Here is a 25174-nt window from a genome sequence, read left to right on the forward strand (position 1 = left end):
TGATCCGGGCAGCCCGCCGTCAGCGCTGTGCGACGGCCTGTTTGACCAGCGTCTTCCCGAAGTCCCACATCAGTCCGCCGCCCCCGTGGGCGTCGTCCATCACCGCCGTGAAGGCGGTCACGAAGCGGTCCACGTCCGCCTCGTCGATGACCAGCGGCGGGATCAGCTTGATCACCTCCAGATGGTCCCCCGACACCTGGGTCAGGATGCGGTGGCGCTGGAGCAGCGGCACCACGACCATCTGGGCGAAGAGTCCCTTGCGGGCCGCCTGGAGCATCGTCCAGCGGCTGCGCAGGCCGAGCGAGGACGGCCGGCCGAACTCGATGCCGATCATCAGCCCCCGGCCCCGGATCTCCTTCAGGAGCTCGTAGCGCGGCACGAGCTCGCGCAGCCTCCCGGCGAGCAGGTCGCCGACACGGCGTACGTGCGCGACCGTGCCCTCGGACTCCATCACCGACAGCACCGCGAGCCCGGCCGCCATGGCCTGCGCGTTCGACCCGAAGCTGGCCGAGTGGACGAGCACCCGGTCCATCGACGAGTAGACCTTCTTGAAGATCCAGTCCTTGCCGAGGGTCGCCCCGACCGGCACGTAGCCGCCGGAGAGCGCCTTGGCGACGCACACCAGGTCGGGCTCGACCCCCTCCTCGTGCTGGTACGCGTAGAAGTCGCCGGTCCGTCCGAGGCCGGTCTGCACCTCGTCGGCGATGAGCAGGGCGCCGTGCCGGCGGAGCAGCTCCTGGGCGGCGCGCAGGAAGCCCGGCGGCGCCTCGTGGACGCCCTTGCCCTGGACGGGCTCGACGACGAAGGCGGCCACGTCCCCCCGGCGAAGCTCCCGCTCCAGGGCGTCGAGGTCGCCGAGCTCGATCGGCGTGTCGGGCAGCAGCGGCGCGAAGCCCTCCCGGAAGCCCTGCTCGCCGTTGACCGACAGGGAGCCGGTGGTCAGCCCGTGGAAGGCGTGGGAGCAGTAGACGATCCTCGGCCGTCCGGTGGCGTACCGGGCGAACTTGAGCGCGGTCTCGACGGCCTCGGTGCCGCTGTTGCCGAAGAAGACCCGGTCGAGATGCGGGCTGTGCGCGAGCAGCCGCTCGGCGAGCAGCCCGGGCAGCGGCTGGCAGTCGAAGCGGGTGAGGTCGGCGAGCTGCGCGTCGAGGACGTCGTGCAGCGCCTTGCGCACGACGGGGTGGTGCCGGCCGAGGCCCATGACACCGAAGCCGGCCAGCATGTCGAGGTAGTCGGCGCCGTCGGCGTCCCAGAAGTGGGCGCCCTCGGCCCGCTCGTACACCTTGTCGAAGCCGAGGGTGTGGAGCATCCGCGGCAGCTGGTGGTTGAGGTGGCGGGCGTGCAGCTCGTAGCGCTCGCCACCGCGCTCGGCGAGGAGCGCCCGCAGGTCGAACTCACCGGTCATGACGCGCTCGCTCACCCGTTGTTCCCGTTGACGGTCTCGCGGACCGCGCGCAGCGACTCCTTGAGCGAGCCCATGGTCGCCAGGACGGCGGTGGGCTCGTAGCCGCAGTGCGCCATGCAGTTGGCGCAGCGCGGGTCCTTGCCGCGGCCGTACTTGTCCCAGTCCGTCTCCTCGATGAGCTCGCGGTACGTCGGGACGTAGCCGTCACTCATCAGATAGCAGGGGCGCTGCCACCCGAAGAGGGAGTAGTTGGGGATCGCCCACGCGGTGCACGGGAAATCGGCCTTGCCTTCGAGGAAGTCGAGGAAGAGCGGCGAGTGGTTGAGCCGCCAGCGACGCCGGTTTCCGCCCGCGAACGCCTTCTTGAAGAGTTCCCTGGTCTGCTCGACGCCGAGGAAGTGCTCCTGGTCGGGTGCCTTTTCGTAGGCATAGGCGGGCGAGATCATCATTTCGTCGACCTGGAGGTCGTCGTTGAGGAAGTTGAGCACCTCGATGACCGTCTGCGGGGTGTCGGTGTTGAAGAAGGTCGAATTGGTGGTGACCCGGAAACCGCGCCGCTTGGCCTCCTTGATCGCCGCCACGGCCTCGTCGAAGACGCCTTCCTTGGCGACGGATTCGTCATGCCGTTCGCGCAGTCCGTCGATGTGCACGGCGAAGGCGAAGTACGGGGAGGGGGTGAAGTCGTCGAGCTTCTTGCGCAGCAGCATCGCGTTGGTGCACAGGAAGACGTACTTCCGTTTGGCCACGAGCTGGCGCACGATCTCGTCGATCTGAGGATGCATCAACGGTTCGCCGCCGGCGATGGAGACCATCGGCGCCCCGGACTCCAGGACGGCGCCGACCGCCTGGGCGACCGGCATGCGCTGCTTGAGCACGCCCGCCGGGTGCTGGATCTTGCCGCAGCCCTCGCACTTGAGGTTGCAGGCGAACAGCGGCTCCAGCTCGACGATCAGCGGAAACTTGTCCCGCTTGCGGAGCTTCTGTTCGAAGAGATAGGTCCCGACCCGGATGGACTGACGGAGCGGCATGGCCATAACTCGCTCACCTCCTGGGGAGCAGCAAAGAACGGTGCCATTCGAAGAATGCGGGAAGGACGGCACGAAGGACGCGGAAGGCCGATATTCCCCCGCGTACCGTGCCGATCCGGACCAGTTCATGTTCCGGAGCGTCCACGACCACCCGGACGGCCGCAACCGGACGCGGTCCGGCGGTGGTGGCCGTGCGCAGAGTGGCGGCGGACTCCATGTCGACGGCGATGGCCCCGTCGGCCAGCAGCGCGGCCCGCTCGGGGCCGCGCACCACGTGGTCGGAGCCGGTCAGCAGGCCGGTGTGCACGGTGCGCTCGGGCAGCGCGCGGGTGAGCGCCTTGACGAGCAGCTCGGTGCCCACGCAGGGGATGGTGCCCTCGGCGTCCCGGGTCTCCTCGGCGACGATCAGGTCGCCGGGGTGCATCCCGGGCGCGAGGCCCGCGCAGAAGCCGGAGGCGATGACGGCCGCGTCCCGCCAGGGCTCGCGGTCGAGAGCGCGGGCGACGGCCCGCCGCGCGTGCGCCGGGCCCATCCCGGTCCGTACCACCGTCACGGGCGCGGGCGCCCCGTCGCGGTCGCCGCTGCGCAGGGCGAGCTTCTCGATGCCGAGCGCGCAGGCGACGAGGAGCGGCGGGACGGCGGCCGCTCTGGCCGGCTCCCGGGCCATCAGCCGCCCTCCCGGCCGTGGAGCACCGGCTCGCCGTTGACGTAGCGGCCGAGCGCGGTGAGCGGGAAGACCTGGCGGTAGAGGTGGTAGTTGATGGAGAAGTCCCAAGGAAAGCCGGTGCCGGTGAAGTACGGCTCGTCCCAGGAGCCGTCCGCCCGCTGGGTCTCCACGAGCCAGGCCACGCCCCGGCGGACCGCCTCGGACGACCGTTCTCCGGCCGCGAGCAGCGCGATCAGCGCCCAGGCGGTCTGTGAGGCGGTGGACACGCCGGGCCCCGCCCACTGGCGCGGCCGGTACGAGCGCAGGTCCTCGCCCCAGCCGCCGTCCTCGTTCTGCACGGACTCCAGCCAGCCGACGGCCCGCCGGATCGCCGGGTGGCCCTGGGGGATCCCGGCCGCGGTGAGGGCCGGGACGACCGAGCCGGTGCCGTAGACGTAGTTGACGCCCCAGCGGCCGAACCACGCACCGCTGGGCTCCTGTTCGGCGAGGAGCCATGCGACGCCCCGGAGGGTGCGGGGGTGCGCGGCCTTGCCCTCGTGGGCGAGCATCTCCACCACGTGGGCGGTGACGTCGGCCGAGGGCGGGTCGATGACCTCGCCGAAGTCGCAGAAGGGGAGCCGGTTGGGCAGGGCGCTGGTGTTGTCGGCGTCGAAGGCGCCCCAGGCACCGTTCTTCGACTGCATGCCGGCGGTCCACCGGGCGCCGCGGCGGACGGCCGCCTCGACCCGCTCCGGTTCGGGGTGCTTCACCCGACGCAGCGCGAGGATGACCTCCGCGGTGTCGTCGATGTCGGGGTAGTTGTCGTTGTGGAACTCGAACGCCCATCCGCCCGGCGGGAGTTGGGGCCTGCGTACGGCCCAGTCGCCCTTGCGGATGATCTCCTCGCCCAGCATCCAGTCGACGGCCCGCACCAGCGCCGGGTGGTCGGGCCGGACGCCGGCGTCGGCGAGCGCGATGGTGGCGAGGCAGGTGTCCCAGACCGGGGACTGGCAGGCCTCGATCATGCGGGCGCCGTCCTCGCGCCACACGGCGAACCGGTCGAGGGACTCCAGACCGGCCCGCATCACGGGGTGCTGGAGGTCGTAGCCGAGGAGATGGAGCGCGATGAGCGAGTAGACGGCCGGCGGCTGGATCCCGCCCCAGCAGCCGTCGTTCTCCTGCCGCTCGACGATCCAACGGGCGGCGACGTCCATGGCGGTCTTCCGCAGCCGGCGCGGGGCCACCTTGCGGTACAGGTGCAGGCCCCTGTCGACGCGCTGGAAGAAGCCGTCCCAACTCACCTTCGGAGCAAGGGGTTTGACGGGGTTCGGCCGGGCCGGGTCGGTGTGCAGCTCGTCCAGCGCGAAGGGGGCCGGGCGCACCGGGCGCTTGGCGGAGACGACGGTGAGCGGCACGATCGTCTGCCGGGCCCAGCACCCGAAGTCGTAGATGTTGAGCGGGAACCAGCTGGGCAGGAAGATCAGTTCGGGCGGCAGCTCGGGCAGGTCGTCCCAGCTCCACCAGCCGAAGAGGGCGAGCCAGATCCGGGTGAAGACGCGGGCCTCGGCGATGCCGCCCTGCTCGCGGACCCAGGCGGAGGCTCGGGCCATGTGCGGGGCACCGGGAAGGTCTCCGGCGAGCCGCAGGGCGACGTAGGCCTCGATGGTGGCGGAGAGTTCGCCGGGCCCGCCGTAGAAGGTGGCCCAGGTGCCGTCCTCGCGTTGTGCGCCGCGGATGTGGAGGGCGGCGGCGCGGGTGGTGTCCGGGTCGAGGATCCCGAGGAACTGGCGGAGCAGCAGGTCCTCGGCGTCCATGGTGACGTTGGTCTCCAGGTCGCCCTTCCACCAGCCCTCGGCGTCCTGGCGGCCGAGGAGGTGGTCGACGGAGCGTTCCGCCGCCTTCGCGGCGGCCTCGTCGAGCGCTCCGGTGCTGTCGGTGGTCGTTTCGCTGGCCGCGGCTGCTCGGGGGCCCACGGCCCCGGCGCTTCCGTCGGTCGTCGCTGTCATGGCGTCCCCTTCGTGCAGTAGGTCTACTTCTGCTTCTTCGGGTCTGCCGTCGGCCGGTGCCGGGTGGCACCGGCCGGCGACTGCGAACTCATATCAGAGTGATGGTGATCATCTCTTCCGTACGACGACGAAATCGGCCAGTGCCGTGAGCTGGGCGCGGACGTGAGCGGGCAGATCCACCTCGTGCAGTGCCTCGATGGCGACGGCGTGCTGACGACGGGCCTCCTGGGAGGTCCACTCGCGACCGCCGGCCTCCTCGATGAGGGCCGCGCGGAAGGCGAACTCCTCCTCCGAGAAGGTGTCGAAGTCGGCGCTCTTGGCGTCGGCGGCGAGCAGTTCGCCGAGCCGCTCGGAGGCCGGGCCGCCGGCCGCGAGGGCGGCGACGACGGGCAGCGACTTCTTGCGCTGACGCAGGTCGCTCCAGGTCTGCTTCCCGGTGGCCTCCGGGTCGCCCCAGATGCCGAGGAGGTCGTCCACGGCCTGGAAGGCGAGGCCCAGGTGGTAGCCGTACTCCTCCAGCTTGTCGGCGGTGCGGTCGTCCGCGCCGCCGAGGACGGCGCCGATCGAGACGGCGCAGGCGAGGAGGGCGCCGGTCTTGTTGCCCTCCATCTCCAGGCACTCCTCGACGGTGACCCGCTCCCGGTGCTCGTAGGAGATGTCCTGGGCCTGGCCGTCGATGAGCTTGCGGGTCGCGGTGGTCAGCCGGCGGGTGGCGCGGCCGGCCTCGACGGTGCCCAGCTCCAGCAGCAGCTCGTTGGCGAGGGCGAAGAGGGCGTCGCCGACCAGGATGGCCTGGGCGGGGCCGTGCACCTTCCACACGGTGTCGCGGTGGCGGCGCTGCTCGTCGCCGTCCATCAGGTCGTCGTGGAGCAGCGAGAAGTTGTGCACGAGCTCCACGGCGACGGCGCCGGGGATGCCGACCTCGGGGGCGGCGCCCGCCGCCTCGGCGGAGATCAGCGCGAGCGCGGGGCGGACCGCCTTGCCGCTGTCGCCCTCGGTCGGGTTGCCCTGGGCGTCGATCCAGCCGAAGTGGTAGGCGGCGACGGTGTCCATGGGCGCCGCGAGGCGGTCGACGGCCGCCCGCATGACGGGCGTGGACAGCGTCCGGCCCCGTTCCAGCAGCGCGGCGACGTCCGCGGTGTCGACGGCCGGATTTCCCGGGGGCGCAGTCGGCACGGTCTCTCCTCTAGTTCCGGTACTCACACTCATGCCGCCTCCTGCAGCGGATGTTCGTAGCGGCGGCCGAGGGCGGAGAGCGCGGCGCCCGCGGCGCTGAAGCCGCTGCGGACCGCACCCTCCATGGTCGCGGGCCAGCCGGTGGCGGTCCACGCGCCGGCCAGGTAGAGGCCGGGGGCGTGGGTGCGGGCGCCGGGGCGGAGCCGGCCGACGCCAGGGGTCGGGGCAAACGTGGCGGTCCGCTCGCGGGTGACGAAGAAGTCCCGGATCCCGGCGCCGCGGGCGGCGGGCAGCAGCCGCTCCAGTTCGGGGAGGTAGCGCTCGCGGAGTGCGGCGACGGGCTCGTCGATCTCGTCCTGCGCGGCGGACTGGGAGACGGCGAGGTACTGGCCCGCCCCGGTCAGACCGGAGGAGTCGGTGCGGTCGAAGACCCACTGGACCGGGGTGCCGAGCGCGGCGAAGAACGGCTGCCGCAGCACCTTGCGGTCGTAGACCACGTGCAGGTTGAGGATGGGGGCGGTGCCGATGTCGAGGAGCCGGTCGGGGTCGTCGAGGGCGCCGTCGGGCAGCAGCTCGCGGGTCTCCCGCTGCGGTACGGCGAGGACGACGGCGTCGGCCTCCATCGTCTCCCCCGGCACCTGGACGGTCCAGCGCCCGTCGTCGGTGCGGCTGATCCGTTCGGCCTTGGTGCGCAGTTCGGTGCGCACGCCGAGGGAGTCGAGGGCCTTGCGGGCCCGGGTGTCGTGCAGCTCGCCGAGCGGGACGTGCGCCCAGCCGATGTCGGCGGCGCCCTTCTCGGAGAGCAGCCCGGTCTTGAACACCATCGCGGCGAGGCCCATGGAGGCGTGCGGGGCGGGGGCGTTGAGGGTGGGGATGCCGACCAGGTCCCACAGGGCCTCGACGGCGCGGGCGGACTGCCCGTGGCGGCCGAGCCAGGTGGCGAAGTCGATGCCGTCGAGCGCCGGGTCGGCGGGGTCCAGCTTCTTCAGGGCGAGCGCGGCACGCCCGACGCTCGCCCGCTCGGCGGGCGAGAGGTGCGGGTAGGTGGCGAGGCTGCGCGCCAGGTGCAGCGGCACGGGCAGGCCGGTGCGGCGCAGGCGGCCCAGCCTGGGCCCCCGCGGATGCCCGACGTCGAGCACGGGCACGTCGAGCCGGGGCTGCAGGGGCGCGAGGTGCGCGCCCTCGACCCGGTCGAGGAACCAGCGGTAGGCGGTGCAGCAGCGCAGGTAGACGTGCTGTCCGTTGTCGACGGTCAGGTCGCCGCGCCGGAAGGAGAAGGCGAGGCCGCCGAGCCGGGGGCGCCCTTCGAGCAGGGTGACCCGCACGCCGCTCTCGGCGAGCTGCAGCGCGCTGGTCACGCCGGCGAGGCCGCCGCCGACCACGACGGCGTGCGGCCGGCGGCCGCCGTGCCCGGTGCGGGTCGCGGCGGCGCCGGTGGGCCGGCTGTCGTCGGCGGTCATGCGGCCTCCCCTCGGGACGTCGTGCTCAGGGACGCCGAACGGGCGCCCTGGGTTGTCCCGACCGCCCGACCCGCGCACGGCGACGGCGGGAAGGGGGCCGCGGCCCGCAGGCCCCGGGCCCCGCGGACCGCATCGGCACGTGGCGACGTCACGCGGGCCTCCTGACCGTACGGCGGGAGATGTGGCGGGCGTCGAGGCCGGAGAGGCCGCGGACGGCGACGTAGGCCTTCTCCCGGCCGGGGAGCGACACGCGACCGCGCAGGACGGCTTCCGGGTCGCGCTCGATCCGGTCGAGGAGGCGGCGGTAGATGCCCGCCATGGCGGCGACGCAGGCGCCGCTGCGCCGGTCGAGCATCGGCAGCAGCCGGTATCCCTCGGCGAAGAGGGCACGGGCCCGGCGCACCTCGAAGTGGACGAGGCCGGCGAAGTCGGCGCCGGCGGGCGGGCGGTCGCCGCCGAAGCCGTCGGAGCAGCCGAACTTCGCGAGGTCGTCGGCCGGGAGGTAGGTGCGCCCGTTGCCGGCGTCCTCGCGGACGTCCCGGAGGATGTTGGTGAGCTGCAGGGCGAGGCCGAGGGTGTCGGCGTACTCGGAGGCCCGCTCGGCGCCGTGCGCGCCGGGCTGGGTGCCGAAGACGCCGAGCGAGAGCCGGCCGATGGCACCGGCCACGCAGCGGCAGTAGACCTTGAGCTCGTCCCAGGTCTCGTAGTTCTCGCCGCGCACGTCCATGAGGACGCCGTCGATGAGCTCGTCGAGCCCGCCGAGGGGGATCGGGAAGCGGCGGGCGGCGTCGGCGAGGGCGACGGCCACCGGGTCGGTGTCGTCCTCGGCGACCTGCCCGGCGTCGATGCGGCCGAGGACCGCGCGGGTGGCCTCCAGGCGTTCCTTCTTCTCGGCGGGCGGGAGCTGCCCGTCGCCGATGTCGTCGACGCGCCGCGAGAAGGCGTACAGGGCCGACATGGCCTGCCGCTTCTCGGTCGGCAGGAGCCGGATCCCGTAGGCGAAGTTGCGCGCCTGCTGTCCGGTCACGGTCTCGCAGTAGCTGTACGCGGCCTGGACCGGCGCGGACGGCTGCGGCTGTCCCTCCACTGTCCGGCTCACCCCTCTCTCCGCGCCGCGAGCAGGACGGCACCCGCCCGGCGCATCAGACTCGGTTTGGCGGCCTTCGGCGGCCCGGGCAGCACGTCGAAGCCCGCGGCGGCGATCGCGTCGAGCGCCGCGTACCCGCCGGCGGTGAAGCCGGCGAGCAGCATCCGCAGTCGGCCGTGGACGCTGCCGACGAGCGGCAGTCCGGCGTCGAGCAGGGCACGGGCCCGGTCGGCCTCGAAGGCGATCAGCGCGCGCACCGAGGCGCCGGCGGTGGGCCGGGCGAGGTCGTCCTCGGTGACGTGGAAGCGCTTGAGGTCCTCGGCGGGCAGGTAGATCCGGTCGCGGGCGAGGTCCTCGGCGACGTCCTGGAGGTGCTCGACGATCTGCAGCGCCGTGCAGATCTCGTCGGAGCGGCGGATCCGCTCCGGGGTGGCGGTGCCGGTGATGCCGAGGACGAGCCGGCCCACGGGGTCGGCGGAGAGCTCGCAGTACGCGAGGAGGTCGTCGTAGGTCTCGTAGCGGCGGACCAGCTGGTCCTGCCGGTTGGCCGCGAGGAGGCCGAGGAACGGCTCCCGGGTGAGGCCGCGGCGCTCGACGGTGGGTCCGAGGGCGCGCAGCAGGGGGTGCCGGGGCGGGCCGTCGGCGGGGTCGAAGACGCGCAGGAGATCGGTCTCGAAGGCGTCGAGGAGCACGAGCCGGTCGGCGGCCCGCTCGGGGGGCACGCCGAGGTGGCGCGCGTCGGCGCCGCCGGGGGCGAGGTCGCCGTCGCCGATGTCGTCGACGAGCCGGGCGAAGCCGTAGACGGCCATGAGGTCGTCGCGCCAGGAGCGCGGCAGGAAGAAGGGGGCCACGGGGAAGTTCTCGTCCGCGGCCTTGCCGAGCGTGGCGTGTGAGGCGGCGTCGCGGCGCGCCTGCCGGGTTCCCGTCACCGGCCGCTGCCCGACGCGGGGACGGCTACACCCTCGTGGAGCTGGAGATTCTGCGTCATGGCCGTCACATCTCCCGTTCTACACTGCGGATCCAATCCATCCTATTTCGGACACGCCGCCGACCCCTGCCCGTGGCTCACCGCCCGGTGGCCGGGCGCCGAGGGGTATCGCCCCACTTGCCGCGAAACAGACCGGTACAGCTTACGTTGCAGGGGGCCGTGTGCCGCGCCGGGGGCCCCGGCGCGTGGGGTGAACACCGGGGGGCGGGTCAACCTTCCCGTGACGGAGGGAAGTTCACGCTTTCCTGACCTTCTCCGGGACCTGCGCGGCGGCCTTCGCCGCGCCCGTCACGGGACGCGGGTGCCGGAGACCACCATGGCGAGGGTGGATTCGACGACGTCGTCCCTGCGCTGGGCCGGCAGGCGCTGCAGCGGGCCCTCGAGCAGCAGCAGTGACAGTCCGTGCACGGCCGACCACGCGGCGGCCTCGGCGGCGGGGCGGGCGGCGCGCGGCGGCCGGGAGGTGGCGGCGAGGGCGGTGAGCGCGTCGGTGAGCAGGGTGAAGGCCCGCACCTCGCCGGCGGGGGTCCCGTCCTCGGTGTCGAGGTCCGTGGCCTCGGTACGGGGGGCTCCGAAGGCGGAGCGGTAGAGGCCGGGCTGCTCGACGGCGAAGGCCACGTAGCCGCGGCAGAGGGCGGCGAGCCGGGCCTCGGCGGCGAGGGCGGGGTCGTCGGCGCCGGGGGCCCGGGCCGCGGTCCGCTCCATGGAGTCGGCGAGCGCCCGCCGGGCGTGGTCGCGGACGGCCGCGAGGAGCTCACCGCGGCCCTCGAAGTGCCGGTACGCGGCGGTGGGCGAGACGCCGACGCGGCGGGCCGCCTCGCGCAGCACGACCCGTTCCGGGCCCCCTTCGGTGGCGAGGCCGACGGCCGCGCAGATGAGGGCGTTGCGCAGATCGCCGTGATGGTAGGTCTTTCCTCCGGAGATCGCTGCCATGCGCTCATCCTGCCCGATGTTGACCGCATGAACATTCCGGGCGGGCACCCGACGCGCGAAAACCGGACGCTCTCGGACACGAAACCGCCCCCGCCGATCGCGTCGGCGGGGGCGGCGGAAAAGCCGGGTCTCCCGGGGGCTACTTGCCGGTCTCGCGCTCGTAGGCGGCGATGACCTCGTCGGTCGGGCCGTCCATGAGCAGCTCGCCCTTCTCCAGCCAGAGCACCCGGTCGCAGGTGTCGCGGATCGACTTGTTGCTGTGGCTGACCAGGAAGACCGTGCCGGCCTCCTTGCGCAGCTCGCGGATGCGCTCCTCGGAGCGGATCTGGAACTTGCGGTCGCCGGTCGCGAGCGCCTCGTCGATCATGAGGACGTCGTGCTGCTTGGCGGCGGCGATGGCGAAGCGGAGCCGGGCGCCCATGCCGGACGAGTAGGTCCGCATCGGCAGCGAGATGAAGTCGCCCTTCTCGTTGATGCCGGAGAAGTCGACGATGTCCTGATACCGGCTCTTGATCTCGTCGCGGCTCATGCCCATCGCGAGGCCGCCGAGGATCACGTTGCGCTCACCGGTCAGGTCGCTCATCAGTGCCGCGTTGACGCCGAGCAGCGAGGGCTGCCCGTCGGTGTAGACCTTGCCGCTCTCGGTGGGCAGCAGGCCCGCGATGGCGCGCAGCAGGGTCGACTTGCCGGAGCCGTTGGTGCCGATCAGCCCGATGGCCTCGCCGCGGTACGCGGTGAAGGACACCCCGCGCACGGCGTGCACCTTGCGCACACCGCGCTCGGCGTCGCCCTTGCGGCGGCGGACGATCCGGCTCAGGGCCGCGGTGGCGCTGCCCTTTCCGCCGGCGGCGCCGTTGACCCGGTAGACGATGTGGACGTTGTCCGCGATGACGGTGGGCACGCGGCCCTGGGAGTCGTGGTCAGCCACGGCCGTACCTCTCCTCGGCCTTCCAGAAGTAGACGAAGCCGCCCACCCCGGCCACCAGGGACCAGGCCAGGGTGACGAACCAGACGTGCGGCGGGAGGTTCGAGCCTCCGTAGCCGTCGATCAGGGCGAACCGGATCAGGTCCATGTGGAGCGCGGCCGGGTTGTACTGGAGCAGGTCGGCGATCCAGGCCGGCTGCTCCTCCAGCATCACGGGGATCGAGAACATGACGCCCGAGGCGTACATCCAGGTGCGCATGATGAACGGCATCAGCTGTGCCAGGTCGGGCGTCTTGGCGCCCATCCGCGCCACGACCATGGCGAGGCCGGCGTTGAAGACGAACTGCAGCACCAGGGCCGGGAGCATCAGCAGCCAGCTGAGCGAGGGGTAGCTGCCGAAGGCCACCGCGATGGCGATGAGCACGACCATCGAGAACAGCAGCTGCTGGAGCTGCTGGAGCGCGAAGGAGATGGGCAGCGAGGCCCGGGGGAAGTGCAGCGCCCGCACCAGGCCGAGGTTGCCCGAGATCGCGCGGACGCCCGCCATCACCGAGCTCTGGGTGAAGGTGAACACGAACACACCGGTCACCAGGAACGGGACGTACACCGACCGCGACATGCCCCGGTCCGCGTCGAGGATCAGACCGAAGATCAGGAAGTAGACCAGCGCGTTCAGCAGCGGCGTCACCACCTGCCACAGCTGGCCGAGCTTCGCCTGGCTGTACTGGGCGGTGAGCTTCGCCTGGGAGAAGGCCAGGATGAAGTGGCGTCGTCCCCACAGCTGGCGGATGTAGTCCACGAGCCCCGGCCGGGCGCCGCTGACGGCGAGACCGTACTTCGCGGCCAGCTCGGCCGGGCTCAGGCCGTCGTCGGCGGACGGTCGGGCGCTCGTCACGACCCCACCGTCCTGGGATGTGTCACTCACAAGTCGAAAACTTTCGTGTTCAAGATGCGCGGCAAGTCGGGTACCACGATGTCAGACGACGGGCGGGCGTCCCAGTCGGGTCAGCCGCCACACCGTACGCCACCTCATGGGGTGCCGAGGTCCGCAGGGGGCCGTCCAGCCCTCCCGGAAACCGCCGAACCAGGCCTTGAGAGCGGGTACGGAGGGTCGCCGTGCCAGGGTGAGCAGGAGCCAGACGCCGAGATAGACCGGCACCAGGGGTGCGGGAAGATTGCGGCGCGCCAGCCACACTCGGTTGCGGGCCACGTTGAAGTGGTACGTCGCGTGCCGGGACGGCGGGGTGGTGGGGTGCAGCAGCACCATGTCGGAACGGTAGTCGATCATCCAGTCGGCGTCGAGGGCCCGCCAGGCGAGATCGGTCTCCTCGTGCGCGTAGAAGAAGTCGTCCGGCAGGCCGCCGACCTCGGCGAACACCTTGGTGCGCACGGCGTTGGCGCCACCCAGGAAGGTGGTCACGCGCGAGGAGCGCATGGGGTCCGCGGCGCGCAGCCGCGGCACGTGCCGGCGCTGGGTGAGACCGGTGTCCGGGTCGGCGATCCGGAAGCTGATGATGCCGAGCCGCGGGTCGGCGGTGAAGGCCTGGCGGACCAGGTCCGCGGTGTCCGTGTTGGCGAGCAGGCCGTCGTCGTCCAGGAAGAGCAGGGCGTCGACGTCGGAGCCGCCGGGGCCGAAGGCCTCGATGCCGGCATTGCGCCCGGCGGGGATGCCCACGTTCTCCGGGAGCGTCACCGAGCGGACGCCCTCGGGCAGGTCGGTGATCTCGACGCCCTGGCCCACCACGACGGTCTCGACGGGCTCGCCCTGCTGCCGGGCGACCGAGTCGAGCAGGGCGCGCAGATCGTCGGGCCGGTTGCCCATGGTGATGATCACCGCGCCGAGCTTCAGGGAGGCGGTCATGGTGGGCGTCCTCACTTCAGCCTGCTGGAGGCGAGGATCGACACGAGGTGCAGCACGGTCTGGAGCATCGCGATGCCCGCGAGCACGGCGACGCCGAGCCGGGTGAAGAACAGGTCGCCGTTGATCTGGTCGACGATCGCGAGGACCAGGATCAGCAGGGAGGCCTCGATCCCCAGGATCAGGCGGTGGAACTTCAGCGCGGCGGCGGCACGGCGGGCCAGGGCCATGCCGGAGGAGCGCGGCTCGGAGGCGGCCTCCTTGACCGGCGGCAGTCCGCCCTGGTGGCGGGCGACGCCGACGAGGTCGGTCTCGGCCTTGATCAGGATGGCGCCGAGCGCGGCGAGGGTGCCGAGGAAGGCCCACAGCCAGTCGATCCGGCCGCTGCCCCACAGGTCGGCGGCGCGCAGGCCGAGGCCGACGAGGACGGCCGCGTCGCACAGGTAGGCGCCGACCCGGTCGAGGTAGACGCCGCCGAGCGAGAACTGCTTCTTCCAGCGGGCGACCTCGCCGTCGACGCAGTCGAGCAGCAGGTAGAGCTGGACCATGACCACGCCGAGGACCGCGCCCCAGATGCCGGGCACGAGGAGCGCGGGGGCGGCGAGGACGCCGCACACCGTCATCAGGTAGGTCAGCTGGTTGGGCGTGACCCGGGTGGTCACCAGCTGCCGGGTGATGCGCAGCGAGATCTCGCGCATGTAGAGCCGGCCGCCCCAGTGCTCACCGCTGCGCCGGTCCTTCACACCCGGCGGGTGGACGACGGGGCGCAGCTCGGCCACCGACGGCTTCTGCGTGGACGGGCGGAGCTCAGCTACCGATGGCTTTTGCATAGTCGGCGTACGCGTCCCTGATCTGGTCTGTGGACAGGTCGAGGTGCTCGAGGATGGTGAAGCGGCCCGGCCGGGTCTGCGGGGCGAACTCCACCGCGCGGACGAACTCGTCGACGGTGAAGCCCATCTCCTCGGGCAGGACGGGCAGGCCGTGCCGGCGCAGCGTGGCGACCATCTGCGCGGCCTCGTCACGGGCACCGCGCAGGTGCATGGCGAAGGCGGCGCCGAGGCCGCACTGCTCGCCGTGGCTGGCCGCGCGGGTCGGGAAGAGCAGGTCGAAGGCGTGGCTGATCTCGTGGCAGGCACCCGAGGAGGGGCGGCTGTCGCCGCTGATCGACATGGCGATGCCGGACATGACCAGGCCCTCGGAGAGGGTGACGAGGAAGTCGTCGTCGCCGACGCCGCCGGGGTGCCGGAGGACCGCCTCGCCCGCGCTGCGGGCCATGGCGGCGGCCAGGCCGTCGACCTTCTCGCCGGTCTCGCGGTGGGAGAGCTCCCAGTCCGCGATGGCGGAGAGGTTGGAGATCGCGTCGCCGATGCCGGAACGGACGAAGCGGATCGGCGCGTCCCGGATCACGTCGAGGTCGATGACCAGCGCGATCGGGGTCGGCACGCCGTAGGAGCCGCGCCCGTTGTCGTTGTCCAGCGTCGAGATCGGCGAGCAGATGCCGTCGTGCGACAAATTGGTGGCGATGGCGACCAGCGGCAGGCCGACCCGGGCCGCCGCGTACTTCGTCACGTCGATGATCTTGCCGCCGCCGAGCGCGACGACCGCGTCGTAGCGCTTGCCGCGCATGGCGTCGGCGAGCTTGACGGCCTCGTCGATCGTGCCGCCCACGACCGGGTACCAGTCGGCGTCCGGGAGCTCGGGGGCGAAGCGGTCACGCAGCTTCAGGCCGGAGCCGCCGCTGATGGCGACGGCGATCCGTCCGTTGCTGGAGATCCGCTGGTCCGCGAGGAGCGCGGACAGGTCGTCCAGCGCTCCTCCGCGGATGTCGACGACGACCGGCGACGGGATCAGCCGGGTCAGTACTGGCACGCGATGTCACGGCCCTTCGCCAGGTCGTCGTGGTTGTCGATCTCGACCCACTTGACGTCGCCGATGGGGGTCACGTCGACGGTGAAGCCGCGGTTGACCAGCTCCTGGTAGCCGTCCTCGTAGTAGAGGTCCGGGTCGCGCTCGAAGGTGGTCTTCAGGGCGTCGGCGAGCTCCTCGGCGGCCTCGGCCTCGATGAGGGTGACACCGATGTACTCGCCGGTGGCGTCGGCCGGGTCCATCAGCTTGGTGATCTTCTGGACGCCCTTGCCGTCGGCGGTGACGACCTTCATCTCCTCGTCGGCGAGGCTCTTCACCGTGTCGAGGGCGAGGATGATCTTCTGGCCGTTGCCGCGGGCGGCGAGCAGGGTCTTCTCGACGGAGACCGGGTGGACGGTGTCGCCGTTGGCGAGGATGACGCCCTTCTTCAGGACCTCACGCGCGCACCACAGGGAGTAGGCGTTGTTCCACTCCTCGGCCTTGTCGTTGTCGATGAGGGTCAGCTCGAGGCCGTACTTCGCCTCCAGGGCCTCCTTGCGCGCGTACACGGCCTCCTTGCGGTAGCCGACGACGATCGCGGCCTCGGTGAGGCCGACCTCGGCGAAGTTCTTCAGCGTGAGGTCGAGGACGGTCAGCGAGCCGTCCCCCGCGGGGTCCACGGGCACGAGGGCCTTCGGAAGGGTGTCGGTGTAGGGGCGCAGACGCCGTCCGGCACCGGCTGCCAGTACGAGGCCGATCATGCTGTCTCTCCTTCGTCGTGTACGGCGGGTGCTCCGGAGGACACCCAGAAGCGGATGGACTCCACGAGCACCACGAGGCCCACGGCGACCGCGAGGGCCGTGAGGGCCGAGGTGAAGTCGTTGCCGCGGTTCGCCAGCAGGGCGGCGAGTACGGTCACCACGAGCGTGCGTCCCTCGTGGCCGCCGATGGTGCGCACCAGCCAGGCGGGCGGCGCGCCGGTGCCGCCGCGAATGCGGTACACCGTGTCGTAGTGATGGTAGGCGACCGCCGCGACCAGCCCGAATGCGGCGGGCAGGGCGTGGGCGGAGTCGGCCTTGGCGGCGAGCGCGAGCACGGTGACGTACTCGGCGGCGCGGAAGAAGGGCGGGACGAGCCAGTCGAGGGCGCCCTTGAGGGGGCGTGCCACGGCGAGGCCCGCGGTCATCACGTAGATCACGGCGACCGGGATGAGACGTACGTCTCCGAACGGCAGGGTCACCGCGCCGGCGATCATCGCGGCGGCGCCGAGGGCCGCCACGAAGACGGGGGCGACGGCCCCGGTCCGGCCGCGCAGCAGACGCGCCTGGAGCTCGGCGAGCGGGCCGGAGTCGGTGAGGTCGGCGAGCGCCCGGGCGGCCCTGTCGGTACGGGTCCCCTTGCGGGTGACCGAGCGCAGGACGCGGCCGGCGCTGGTGTAGCAGGCGCCGAAGGCGCAGCCGACGATCAGCGCCCAGAAGACGATCCGGGGGGTGGTGGTCGCGGTGAGGACGGCGATCATCGCCCAGCGCTCGCCGATCGGCAGGATGATCATGCGCCGGGCCCAGACGGTCCAGCCGACGCTGTCCAGCCGGTTGGAGAGGGCCAGGCTGGTCTTCGCCGTCGCGCCCGCCCCCTCGGCCTCGCCGAGGTTCGCCTCGTTGAAGGAGAAGTCCACGACGTGCCGGCACGTCATGATCACCATCGCGCCGAGCGCGAGGGCCCAGACGTCGTCGCCGTCGCGGGCGGCGCCGAGGGCGAGACCGGCGTAGAAGGAGTACTCCTTGGCGCGGTCGAAGGTGGCGTCGAGCCAGGCCCCCATCGTCGAGTACTGCAGGGAGTAGCGGGCGAGCTGCCCGTCGGTGCAGTCGAGGACGAAGGAGAGGAGGAGCAGGACACCGGCGGCCACGTAACCGGCGCGGTCGCCGGTGGCGGCGCAGCCGGCCGCGACCAGCGCGGTGAGCAGCGAGGCGGTGGTGACCTGGTTCGGGGTCAGGCCGCGGCGCGCGCACCAGCGGGCGATGTATCGCGAGTACGGGCTGATGAAGAACGTGGTGAAGAAGCCGTCGTGCGCCTTGACCGCCGAGCGGAGCCGTACGGCCTCCTCGTCGACCGCCTCGACGGCGGCGCGCGCCTCGTGGCGTGCCTCGGGGTCGGCGGGCACGGCGGCCACGAGGGTGCCGAGCTGCGGCCGGTGGACGGCGACGCCCTCGGCGTCGAGCGCCTCGGCGAGGGAGTCCGGGAGGTTGTCGACCACCGCGTGCGGGGCGCCGGCGCCGCCGGGCGCGGCGGCGGCCGTGTCGAGCGCGCGGGCCAGCGCCGGGCGGGCCTCGGGCTGCGCGGTGAGCGCGCCGGGCGCGGCGGCGGCCGGGAAGCGCGGGTCGGTGAGGGCCAGCCGCAGGGCGTGGAGGTGGCCGACGAAGCGCGGGTCCACGACGGCGACGCGCTGCCCGGCCGGCACGCGGGCGAGCAGGGTGCCCGTCTCGTGGGGGCCGGAGGCGACCTCGACGTCGAAGCCGAGGGACCGCAGATCGACGTCGAGCGACGATCCGGGTACCGGCGGGCCGGTGAGGATGGCGGTCGACAGGGCGAACTCACTCCTTGGAGCTGACGGACGGGCCGGTGGGGCCCACGGCACGGCCCCGGGCGCGGTGATGCGGCCCGGCACCGGGCGGCGGCACGTCGGCTGAGGCTATCGGATGACGGAAGCGCGAGTTCACCGAGGTTTCGCGGGACGGCCTCCCCCGGGCAGCCTCGCGTCCGCGCGGGTGCGCCACGCGCTGCGGAGATCATCATGGGCGATCGGCGGCCCGGCTCACAAACCGCCAGGGGCGGGGCTCGGGTCCAGGGTTGTGGGTCCGCATGTGCCGGTCCACATATGCGCAGGTCAGAGCATATGACAACGGTGTTCAGTGCCGTGTTGCACATACCCCCCACCCGTAGTTCACTGGCGAATCGGGGACACCATCGAGAACGCTGTCGACACGACCGGGAGGCCTTGTCATGGGGGCTGGACACGACCACGGGCACAGCCACGGCGGCCCTCCGCCGACCGGCACCGCTGCCCTGGCGTACCGGAACCGCTTGCGGATCGCACTCGGCATCACGCTCTCCGTGATGGTGGTGGAGATCGTGGGCGGCGTCCTCTCCGACTCGCTCGCCCTGATCGCCGACGCGGCGCACATGGCGACCGACGCCCTCGGCCTCGGGATGGCACTGCTCGCCATCCACTTCGCCAACCGGCCGGCGGCCGGCAACCGCACCTTCGGCTTCGCGCGGGCCGAGATCCTGGCCGCGCTCGCCAACTGTCTGCTGCTGCTCGGCGTCGGCGGCTACGTGCTCTACGAGGCCGTCCAGCGCTTCCTCGAACCGGCCGAGACCCGCGGCGGACTGGCCATCGCCTTCGCCCTGATCGGTCTGGTCGCCAACATCGTCTCCCTGTCGCTGCTGATGCGCGGCCAGAAGGAGAGCCTGAACGTGCGCGGCGCCTACCTGGAGGTGCTCGCCGACGCGCTCGGCTCGGTGACGGTGATCGTCTCCGCCGGAATCATCCTGCTCACGGGCTGGCAGTACGCCGACCCGATCGCCTCGATCCTGATCGGCCTGATGATCGTGCCGCGCACGGTGAAGCTGCTGCGGGAGACCCTGGACGTGCTCCTGGAGTCCGCGCCCAAGGGCGTCGACATGGCGGAGGTGCGGGCGCACATCCTCGCGCTGCCGGGCGTCGAGGACGTGCACGACCTGCACGCCTGGACGATCACCTCGGGCATGCCGGTGCTCTCGGCGCACGTCGTCGTCGCGCAGGACGTGCTGGACGCCGTCGGTCACGAGAAGCTGCTGCACGACCTCCAAGGATGCCTGGGCTCGCACTTCGACGTGGAGCACTGCACCTTCCAGCTGGAGCCGGCCGGGCACGCCGCGCACGAGGCGAAGCTCTGCCTCTGAAGGAGTTGCTAGCCTGGTGACCCGAGAACGTGCGTGTGGAGAGGAGCTGAGGTTGATGACCGTCGCGATGGAGGCTGCCCGCAGCGGCAGCGCCCGGTCGTCCCTCAGCTTCCGGGTCTCCGGCTGACCTGACGCTTCGCACGTCCGTCGTCGGCCGGGACCCCTCACACCCAAGGGTTTCCCACGTTGTCCGACAACACCCAGGCACTTCACGACGCCTTCTTCTCCCTCCACCACGGCCTGCCGCGGCAGGGCCCTGGTTCCGACACCACGACCCGTCGGCTGCTCGCGCTCGCGGGCCCGCTTCCCGCGCGTCCGCGCGTGCTCGACCTCGGCTGCGGCCCCGGCCGCTCCGCGCTGCTGCTCGCCGCCGAGGCCGGCGCCGAGGTGACCGCCGTCGACCTGCACGAGCCGTTCCTGGCCGAGCTGCGGGAGGCGGCGGCCGCCCGCGGGCTCGACGACCGTGTCCGCACCCTGCGCGCCGACATGGGCGCGCCGGGGCTGCCCGACGCCTCCTTCGACCTGATCTGGGCGGAGAGCTCGGTGTTCGCGATCGGCTTCGACCGGGCGCTCGCCGAGTGGCGCCGGCTGCTCGCACCCGGCGGAACCCTCGTCCTCACCGAGTGCGTGTGGACCACCGAGCGGCCCTCCGCCGAGGCACGGGCCTTCTGGGAGGACCACTACCGGCTCCGTTCCGTCACCGAGAACGCGGCGGCGGCCGTCGCGGCCGGCTACCACGTCCTCGGCACCGTCCTCCAGCCTGAGGGTGACTGGGACGAGTACTACGGCCCGCTCGGCGAGCGGGCCGAGGCGGCCGACACCTCGGTGCCCGGCATGGCCGAGGCGGTCGCCGGGGCCCGCACCGAGATCGCGCTGCGCCGGGCGCACGGCGGCGACTACGGCTACGCCGGCTTCGTCCTGCGGCCGGCCGACCCGCGCTGGCGCACCCGCGAGGAGACCGCCGCGGACGTCCCCGTCGTACGGGAGATCAACGCGACCGCCTTCCCGACCCCCGAGGAGGCGGGCCTGGTCGACGCCCTGCGGGCCGACCAGGAGGCCTGGCTGCCGGGTCTCTCCTACGTGGCGGAGGCGCCGGACGGCACGGTCGCCGCGTACGCGCTGATCACCCGCTGCCACGTGGACGGGGTCCCGGCGGCGGCGCTCGCGCCGGTCGCGGTGGCTCCCGCCCACCAGCGGACCGGCGCCGGGCAGGCCGTCGTACGGGCGGTGCTCGACGCGGCGCGGCTGCGCGGGGAGCGGCTCGTGCTGGTGCTCGGCCATCCGGACTACTACCCGCGGTTCGGATTCGTACGGGCGTCCGCGTATGGGATCAAGCCAGCCTTCGAGGTTCCGGACGAAGCCATGATGGCGCTCGACCTGGACGGTTCCGGGTCCGTGACCAGGGGCACGATCTCGTATCCGGCGGCATTCGGGGTCTGACGCGAGGCCCGCTCCCACCGCCCCGGGTGTACTCCGGGGCGGTGGGAGCGGCCATGTCCGGCCGCCGAAGTACGGACAAGCCGCTTTTGTACGGCAGACTGAGGTGGCCCCTCAGGGCGAGGACCGAAGCGAAGGATGGGTATGCCGACCACATCAGCCACCGTGGCCCAGAGCTCGTCGAACGGCGTGCGGCCGGTCGAGGACGAGGCGCCGATCATGCTCGAACTGGTCGACGAGAACGGCGTCACGATCGGTACGGCGGAGAAGCTCGCGGCGCACCAGGCGCCGGGACAGCTGCACCGCGCCTTCTCGGTGTTCCTCTTCGACGAGGCGGGCCGGCTGCTGCTCCAGCGGCGGGCGCTCGGCAAGTACCACTCCCCCGGCGTCTGGTCGAACACCTGCTGCGGCCACCCCTACCCGGGCGAGGCGCCCTTCGCGGCGGCCGCCCGGCGCACCTTCGAGGAGCTGGGCGTCTCGCCCTCGCTGCTCGCCGAGGCGGGGACCGTCCGCTACAACCACCCGGACCCGGCCTCGGGCCTGGTGGAGCAGGAGTTCAACCACCTGTTCGTCGGCCTGGTGCAGGCGGCACCGAAGCCGGACCCCGAGGAGGTCGAGGAGACCGCCTTCGTGACCGCCGCGGAGCTCGCCGAGCGCCACGCGGCCGCGCCGTTCTCCGCCTGGTTCATGACGGTGCTCGACGCGGCGCGTCCGGCCGTCAAGGAGCTGACGGGTCCGTCCGGGGGCTGGTGATCCCGGCGCCTTCCGGCGCGGTGCCGGGCATCGGCCCCGGCACCGCGCTCGGCACCACCGGTCCGGTCGGCGCCTGACCCGGTACGAACGGGTTCATGGGCAGCGCCGCCCAGATGATCTTGCCGCCGCTCGCGGTGTGCTCGACGTCGCAGGCGCCGCCGGACTCCAGGGCGATCTCCCGGACCAGCAGGAGGCCGCGGCCGCCGGTCTGGCCCCAGTCGGCCTCCAGCGCCTTCGGGCGATAGGGATGGTTGTCCTCGACGGACACACGGATCCACTCCGTCCCGATCGCCACCTCCACCGCTATCTCCGGGGAGAGCAGCGCGGCGTGCTTGACCGCGTTGGTGACCAGTTCGGAGACGATGAGAAGCAGGCCCTGGACGGTGTCGTCGTGGACCGGGACGCGCTGCCGGATCAGCAGGTCGCGAACGGCGTGCCGGGCCTGCGGCACGGACACGTCCACCGCGGGAGCGGTGAAGCGCCAGACCCCTTCGTAGGACGGGGGCCGGGCGGGGACGCTCCCGCGGCTCTCCATAGTCCGGCTCCCACCCTCGTGCTCGATTGTCGCCACAGGTCGAGTCTTGGGAATACCTTGGTGCGTCTCGGGATACTGACCAGAAGTCGACACTTATCGACCGACTTCTGATCGGGTGAGTATGCCAACGTCAGTTGTTCGACCGGTCCTGATCCTCCCGTGACCATGAACACAGACGCCCGCTCCCCGCACCCTCCGTGATCGTACGGAAGGGGTGCCCGGATAGCATCCGGCGCATGGAGCCGCAGCTGTCCGTCAGCGTCGCGGACGGGGTCGCCACCCTCGTCATCGCGAACCCCGCCAAGCGCAATGCCATGACCGCCGGCATGTGGCGGGCCCTGCCCGGGCTGCTCGCCCCGCTCACCGCCGACCCGACGGTGCGCGCCCTGGTGCTGACCGGCGCGGGCGAGACCTTCTGCGCCGGGGCCGACATCTCGACCCTGCGCGAGCCGGGCGACGAGCAGCAGACGCTCGCGGTCCGGGCCGAGGAGGCGCTGGCCGCCTTCCCCAAGCCGACCCTGGCCGCGATCCGCGGCTTCTGCGTCGGCGGCGGCAGCCAACTCGCCGCCGCCTGCGACCTCCGCTTCGCGGAGGAGGGCACCCGGTTCGGCGTGACCCCGGCGAAGCTCGGCATCGTCTACCCTGCCTCGTCCACCCGCCGCCTCACCTCCCTCGTGGGTCCCTCGGCCGCCAAGCACCTGCTGTTCTCGGGCGAGTTGATCGACACCGACCGGGCGCTGCGCACCGGGCTCGTCGACGAGGTGCTCCCCGTGGGCGAACTGGGCGAGCGGGTCGCCGAGTTCACCCGCACCCTCGTCTCCCGCTCGCTGCTCACCCAGGCCGCCGCGAAGGAGTTCGCCGACGGCCTGACCGACCGGGACGCGCACTGGGCGGAGCAGGCGCGCGGCAGCGGCGACACCGCGGAGGGGGTCGCCGCCTTCCTGGAGCGCCGCCCGCCCCGCTTCACGTACGGGCTCTGACGCCCGCTCCCGCTACTCCTGGACCAGGACCTTCTCGGCCCGGCCGCGCCAGTGGGCGACGATCGCGGCGGGAGCCTTGGCCGGGGAGCCGGCGTCGTACGGCGGCTGCGGGTCGTACTCCGTGAGCAGCTGGACCGTCTGGGCGGTCTCGTCGCCGGCGATCCGGCCGAGCAGGTGCAGCGCCATGTCGATGCCGGAGGAGACACCGGCGGCCGTCACGTACTTGCCGTCGAAGACCACCCGCTCGCCGGTGGACTCGACCGCCAGCTGCGCCAGTTCGTCCAGGGCGAGCCAGTGGCAGGTGGCCCGGCGCCCGGCGAGCAGTCCCGCCCCGGCGAGCACCAGGGAGCCGGTGCACACCGAGGTGGTCCAGGTGCTGGTGGCATCGGCCGTACGCAGCCAGGCGAGGATCTCCGGGTCGTGCATGGCCGCCCGCGAGCCCGGGCCGCCCGGGACCAGGACGATGTCGGGCCGGGGCACGTCCCCGAGGGCCTTGTCGGCGACCAGCGCGAGGCTGCCCTGGTCGTTGCGGACCGGGCCCGGCTCCTTGGCGACGAACACGGTCTCGGCGCCGGGGAGGCGCGCGAGGAGCTCGTAGGGGCCGACGGCGTCGAGCGAGGTGAAGCGGTCGTAGAGCAGGACGGCGATCTGCATGATGGTCCTCTGTTCGATGGGGCCGCCGACGGGATGTCGACGGGAGGATGCGGAGTGGCGTGAGGTCCGTCGGTCGACGGGGGGTCGCCGGTCGACCAGGTGCTCCTGAAGGTGCTCCCGCGGGGGCGGGGGTGCTCCCGGTGGGCGCAGGTGCGGTCGACGGGGGTGCTCCCGGTCGCGGGGGGCTCCCGATGGGCCTGGGCGCGGTCGACGAGGGTGCTCCCGATGGGCGGGGGCTCCCGGTTCGCGGGGGGCTCCCGGTTCGCGGGGGCGGTGGAAGGCCGGTTCGCGGGGGGCTTCGGGTTCGCGGGGGCGGTGGAAGGCCGGTTCGCGGGGGGCTTCGGGTTCGCGGGGGCGGTGGAAGGCCGGTTCGCGGGGGTGCGTCAGTCGACCGGGGCGTGGAAGCGGCGCCGGTAGTCCGCCGGGGCCGTGCCGAGCGTCTTCACGAAGGCGCGGCGCATCGCCTCGGGCGTGCCGTACCCCGCGGCGCGGGCGACCTCCTGAACGCCCTGGACGGACTCCTCCAGGAGCCGACGGGCGTGTTCGAGCCGGACACGGTCCACGTAGCGGCCCGGGGTCGTGCCGGTCTCGGCCTGGAAGGCGCGCGCGAAGTGCCGGGGCGAGAGCCGGGCGCGGGCGGCGAGCGCCTCCACCGACAGATCGTCCTCCGGATGCTCGGCGATCCAGTGCTGCAGGTCCCGCAGCGGTTCCCGGCGGGCGGTCTGCGCCGCCAACTGGGCGCTGAACTGCGCCTGGTTGCCCGGCCTTCGCAGGAAGACGACCAGATGGCGGGCGACCGTGAGGGCGGCGTCCCGGCCCAGGTCCTCCTCGACCAGGGCGAGCGCGAGGTCGATGCCCGCGGTCACCCCGGCGGAGGTGGCGAGCCGGCCGTCCCGGACGAAGATCGGCTGCGGGTCCACCTCCACCTCGGGGTGGCGGCGGGCCAGGTGGTCGCAGGCGATCCAATGGGTCGTCACCCGGTGCCCGGCGAGCAGCCCGGCCTCGGCGAGCAGCAGCGCGCCGGTGCAGACCGAGACCAGCCGCTCCGCGTCCGGGGCGTGCCCGCGCAGCCACGCGACCAGCGCCGGGTCGGGGGCGCGGGTGCCCTCGCCGCCCGGCACGAGCAGGGTGTGCGGGGGGCCGTCGGCGACCGCGTCCGCGAGCGCCGTGTCCGGCAGCAGGCGCAGTCCGCTGTGGGTGCGGACCGGGCCGCCGTCCAGCGAGGCCGTACGGATCGGGTAGGCGCCCGGCCGCCCGGCGGCGCGGGCAGCACCGGCGAACACCTCCACGGGGCCGGTCACATCGAGGCTCTGCACGCCGTCGAAGAGGACGACGAGGACGGGTCGCTGCGTCATGCCCCCATCCTTCGCGGGGCCGCGCACGGCCGCAATGACGAGCTCCCCACCTTTTCTGCCATCGCGGCCAAGGGCGCCCGCCCCGCCGCCCGGGTCCCCGGTCGGCCGGGTCCGGCCGAGGCGCCGGGATCGGTCCGCCCACCCGGGGATTCCCGCCGTAC

General features: G+C 72.8%; 22 protein-coding genes and 1 pseudogene. 4 read left to right on the forward strand and 19 right to left on the reverse strand.

From position 1 onward, the window contains the following. Positions 1-19: 19 nt before the first annotated feature. From AB0M16_RS20660 to AB0M16_RS20735, 16 genes are all read right to left on the reverse strand, one after another. Complete coding sequence (locus AB0M16_RS20660) at positions 20-1405, reverse strand: aspartate aminotransferase family protein (protein WP_365345141.1); 1386 nt, start codon at positions 1403-1405, stop codon at positions 20-22. 11 nt (positions 1406-1416) lie between these two features. Continuing rightward, positions 1417-2439 carry an adenosyl-hopene transferase HpnH gene (gene hpnH, locus AB0M16_RS20665; RefSeq protein WP_365344858.1) on the reverse strand — a complete coding sequence of 341 codons (1023 nt, stop codon included), beginning with the start codon at positions 2437-2439 and terminating at the stop codon, positions 1417-1419. Between the two features lie 7 nt (positions 2440-2446). Beyond that, the gene (locus AB0M16_RS20670; RefSeq protein ID WP_365344860.1) at positions 2447-3100 is read right to left on the reverse strand and encodes a 1-hydroxy-2-methyl-2-butenyl 4-diphosphate reductase; all 654 of its coding nucleotides are present in this window, start codon (positions 3098-3100) and stop codon (positions 2447-2449) included. Continuing rightward, entirely contained in the window at positions 3100-5085 is a 1986-nt protein-coding gene (shc, locus tag AB0M16_RS20675; protein WP_365344862.1) for a squalene--hopene cyclase, read from the reverse strand. The genes AB0M16_RS20670 and shc overlap by 1 nt, the downstream gene beginning before the upstream one ends. Before the next feature lie 108 nt (positions 5086-5193). Then, complete coding sequence (locus AB0M16_RS20680) at positions 5194-6294, reverse strand: polyprenyl synthetase family protein (protein WP_365344864.1); 1101 nt, start codon at positions 6292-6294, stop codon at positions 5194-5196. After that, positions 6291-7721 (reverse strand): hydroxysqualene dehydroxylase HpnE, encoded by a 1431-nt coding sequence (gene hpnE, locus AB0M16_RS20685; RefSeq protein ID WP_365344866.1) that lies wholly within the window; start codon positions 7719-7721, stop codon positions 6291-6293. Before hpnE ends, AB0M16_RS20680 begins: the two co-directional genes overlap by 4 nt. Positions 7722-7869: 148 nt before the next feature. Further along, entirely contained in the window at positions 7870-8820 is a 951-nt protein-coding gene (hpnD, locus tag AB0M16_RS20690) for a presqualene diphosphate synthase HpnD (RefSeq protein ID WP_365344868.1), read from the reverse strand. Continuing rightward, positions 8817-9737, reverse strand: coding sequence for a squalene synthase HpnC (gene hpnC / locus AB0M16_RS20695; RefSeq protein ID WP_365344870.1), 921 nt, complete (start codon positions 9735-9737; stop codon positions 8817-8819). The genes hpnD and hpnC overlap by 4 nt, the downstream gene beginning before the upstream one ends. A gap of 347 nt (positions 9738-10084) precedes the next feature. Continuing rightward, positions 10085-10729, reverse strand: coding sequence for a TetR/AcrR family transcriptional regulator (locus AB0M16_RS20700; RefSeq protein ID WP_365344872.1), 645 nt, complete (start codon positions 10727-10729; stop codon positions 10085-10087). 139 nt (positions 10730-10868) lie between these two features. Further along, a complete protein-coding gene (locus AB0M16_RS20705; RefSeq protein ID WP_365344874.1) occupies positions 10869-11657 on the reverse strand; it encodes an ABC transporter ATP-binding protein in 789 nt (262 codons plus the stop codon). Then, positions 11650-12579, reverse strand: coding sequence for an ABC transporter permease (locus AB0M16_RS20710; RefSeq protein WP_365344876.1), 930 nt, complete (start codon positions 12577-12579; stop codon positions 11650-11652). Before AB0M16_RS20710 ends, AB0M16_RS20705 begins: the two co-directional genes overlap by 8 nt. 51 nt (positions 12580-12630) lie before the next feature. Then, positions 12631-13515, reverse strand: a complete 885-nt coding sequence (locus AB0M16_RS20715; RefSeq protein ID WP_365344878.1) for a glycosyltransferase — start codon at positions 13513-13515, stop codon at positions 12631-12633. A gap of 11 nt (positions 13516-13526) precedes the next feature. Continuing rightward, positions 13527-14342: a CDP-alcohol phosphatidyltransferase family protein gene (locus tag AB0M16_RS20720; RefSeq protein WP_365344880.1), complete on the reverse strand. Its 816-nt coding sequence runs from the start codon at positions 14340-14342 to the stop codon at positions 13527-13529. Then, complete coding sequence (locus AB0M16_RS20725) at positions 14320-15381, reverse strand: iron-containing alcohol dehydrogenase family protein (RefSeq protein ID WP_365344882.1); 1062 nt, start codon at positions 15379-15381, stop codon at positions 14320-14322. Before AB0M16_RS20725 ends, AB0M16_RS20720 begins: the two co-directional genes overlap by 23 nt. Next, entirely contained in the window at positions 15369-16118 is a 750-nt protein-coding gene (locus AB0M16_RS20730; protein ID WP_365344884.1) for a phosphocholine cytidylyltransferase family protein, read from the reverse strand. The genes AB0M16_RS20725 and AB0M16_RS20730 overlap by 13 nt, the downstream gene beginning before the upstream one ends. Continuing rightward, positions 16115-17941 carry a DUF5941 domain-containing protein gene (locus AB0M16_RS20735; RefSeq protein ID WP_365345143.1) on the reverse strand — a complete coding sequence of 609 codons (1827 nt, stop codon included), beginning with the start codon at positions 17939-17941 and terminating at the stop codon, positions 16115-16117. Before AB0M16_RS20735 ends, AB0M16_RS20730 begins: the two co-directional genes overlap by 4 nt. Positions 17942-18357: 416 nt before the next feature. Between AB0M16_RS20735 and AB0M16_RS20740 the strand changes: the two genes are divergently transcribed. The 3 genes from AB0M16_RS20740 to idi all read left to right on the forward strand — a co-directional run bounded on the left by AB0M16_RS20740 (position 18358) and on the right by idi (position 21489). Continuing rightward, positions 18358-19299 (forward strand): cation diffusion facilitator family transporter, encoded by a 942-nt coding sequence (locus AB0M16_RS20740; RefSeq protein WP_365344886.1) that lies wholly within the window; start codon positions 18358-18360, stop codon positions 19297-19299. A 186-nt stretch (positions 19300-19485) separates the two neighbouring features. Continuing rightward, positions 19486-20739, forward strand: a complete 1254-nt coding sequence (locus tag AB0M16_RS20745; protein ID WP_365344888.1) for a bifunctional class I SAM-dependent methyltransferase/N-acetyltransferase — start codon at positions 19486-19488, stop codon at positions 20737-20739. Positions 20740-20880: 141 nt separating this feature from the next. Then, complete coding sequence (idi, locus tag AB0M16_RS20750; RefSeq protein WP_365344890.1) at positions 20881-21489, forward strand: isopentenyl-diphosphate Delta-isomerase; 609 nt, start codon at positions 20881-20883, stop codon at positions 21487-21489. Positions 21490-21577: 88 nt separating this feature from the next. Here idi and AB0M16_RS20755 read toward each other — a convergent pair. Next, positions 21578-22024, reverse strand: a pseudogene (locus tag AB0M16_RS20755) (ATP-binding protein); the annotation flags it as partial. Positions 22025-22260: 236 nt separating this feature from the next. Here AB0M16_RS20755 and AB0M16_RS20760 point away from each other — a divergent pair. Then, positions 22261-23004 (forward strand): enoyl-CoA hydratase-related protein, encoded by a 744-nt coding sequence (locus tag AB0M16_RS20760; RefSeq protein WP_365344892.1) that lies wholly within the window; start codon positions 22261-22263, stop codon positions 23002-23004. 12 nt (positions 23005-23016) lie between these two features. On the opposite strand, the gene AB0M16_RS20765 is transcribed toward AB0M16_RS20760, so the two are convergent. Both AB0M16_RS20765 and AB0M16_RS20770 read right to left on the reverse strand, forming a co-directional pair. Next, positions 23017-23658 (reverse strand): DJ-1/PfpI family protein, encoded by a 642-nt coding sequence (locus AB0M16_RS20765; protein WP_365344894.1) that lies wholly within the window; start codon positions 23656-23658, stop codon positions 23017-23019. A gap of 383 nt (positions 23659-24041) precedes the next feature. Further along, positions 24042-25013 (reverse strand): DJ-1/PfpI family protein, encoded by a 972-nt coding sequence (locus AB0M16_RS20770; protein ID WP_365344896.1) that lies wholly within the window; start codon positions 25011-25013, stop codon positions 24042-24044. Positions 25014-25174: the final 161 nt, after the last annotated feature.

This window comes from Streptomyces sp. NPDC051921, assembly GCF_040680975.1.
GTDB lineage: Bacteria > Actinomycetota > Actinomycetes > Streptomycetales > Streptomycetaceae > Streptomyces.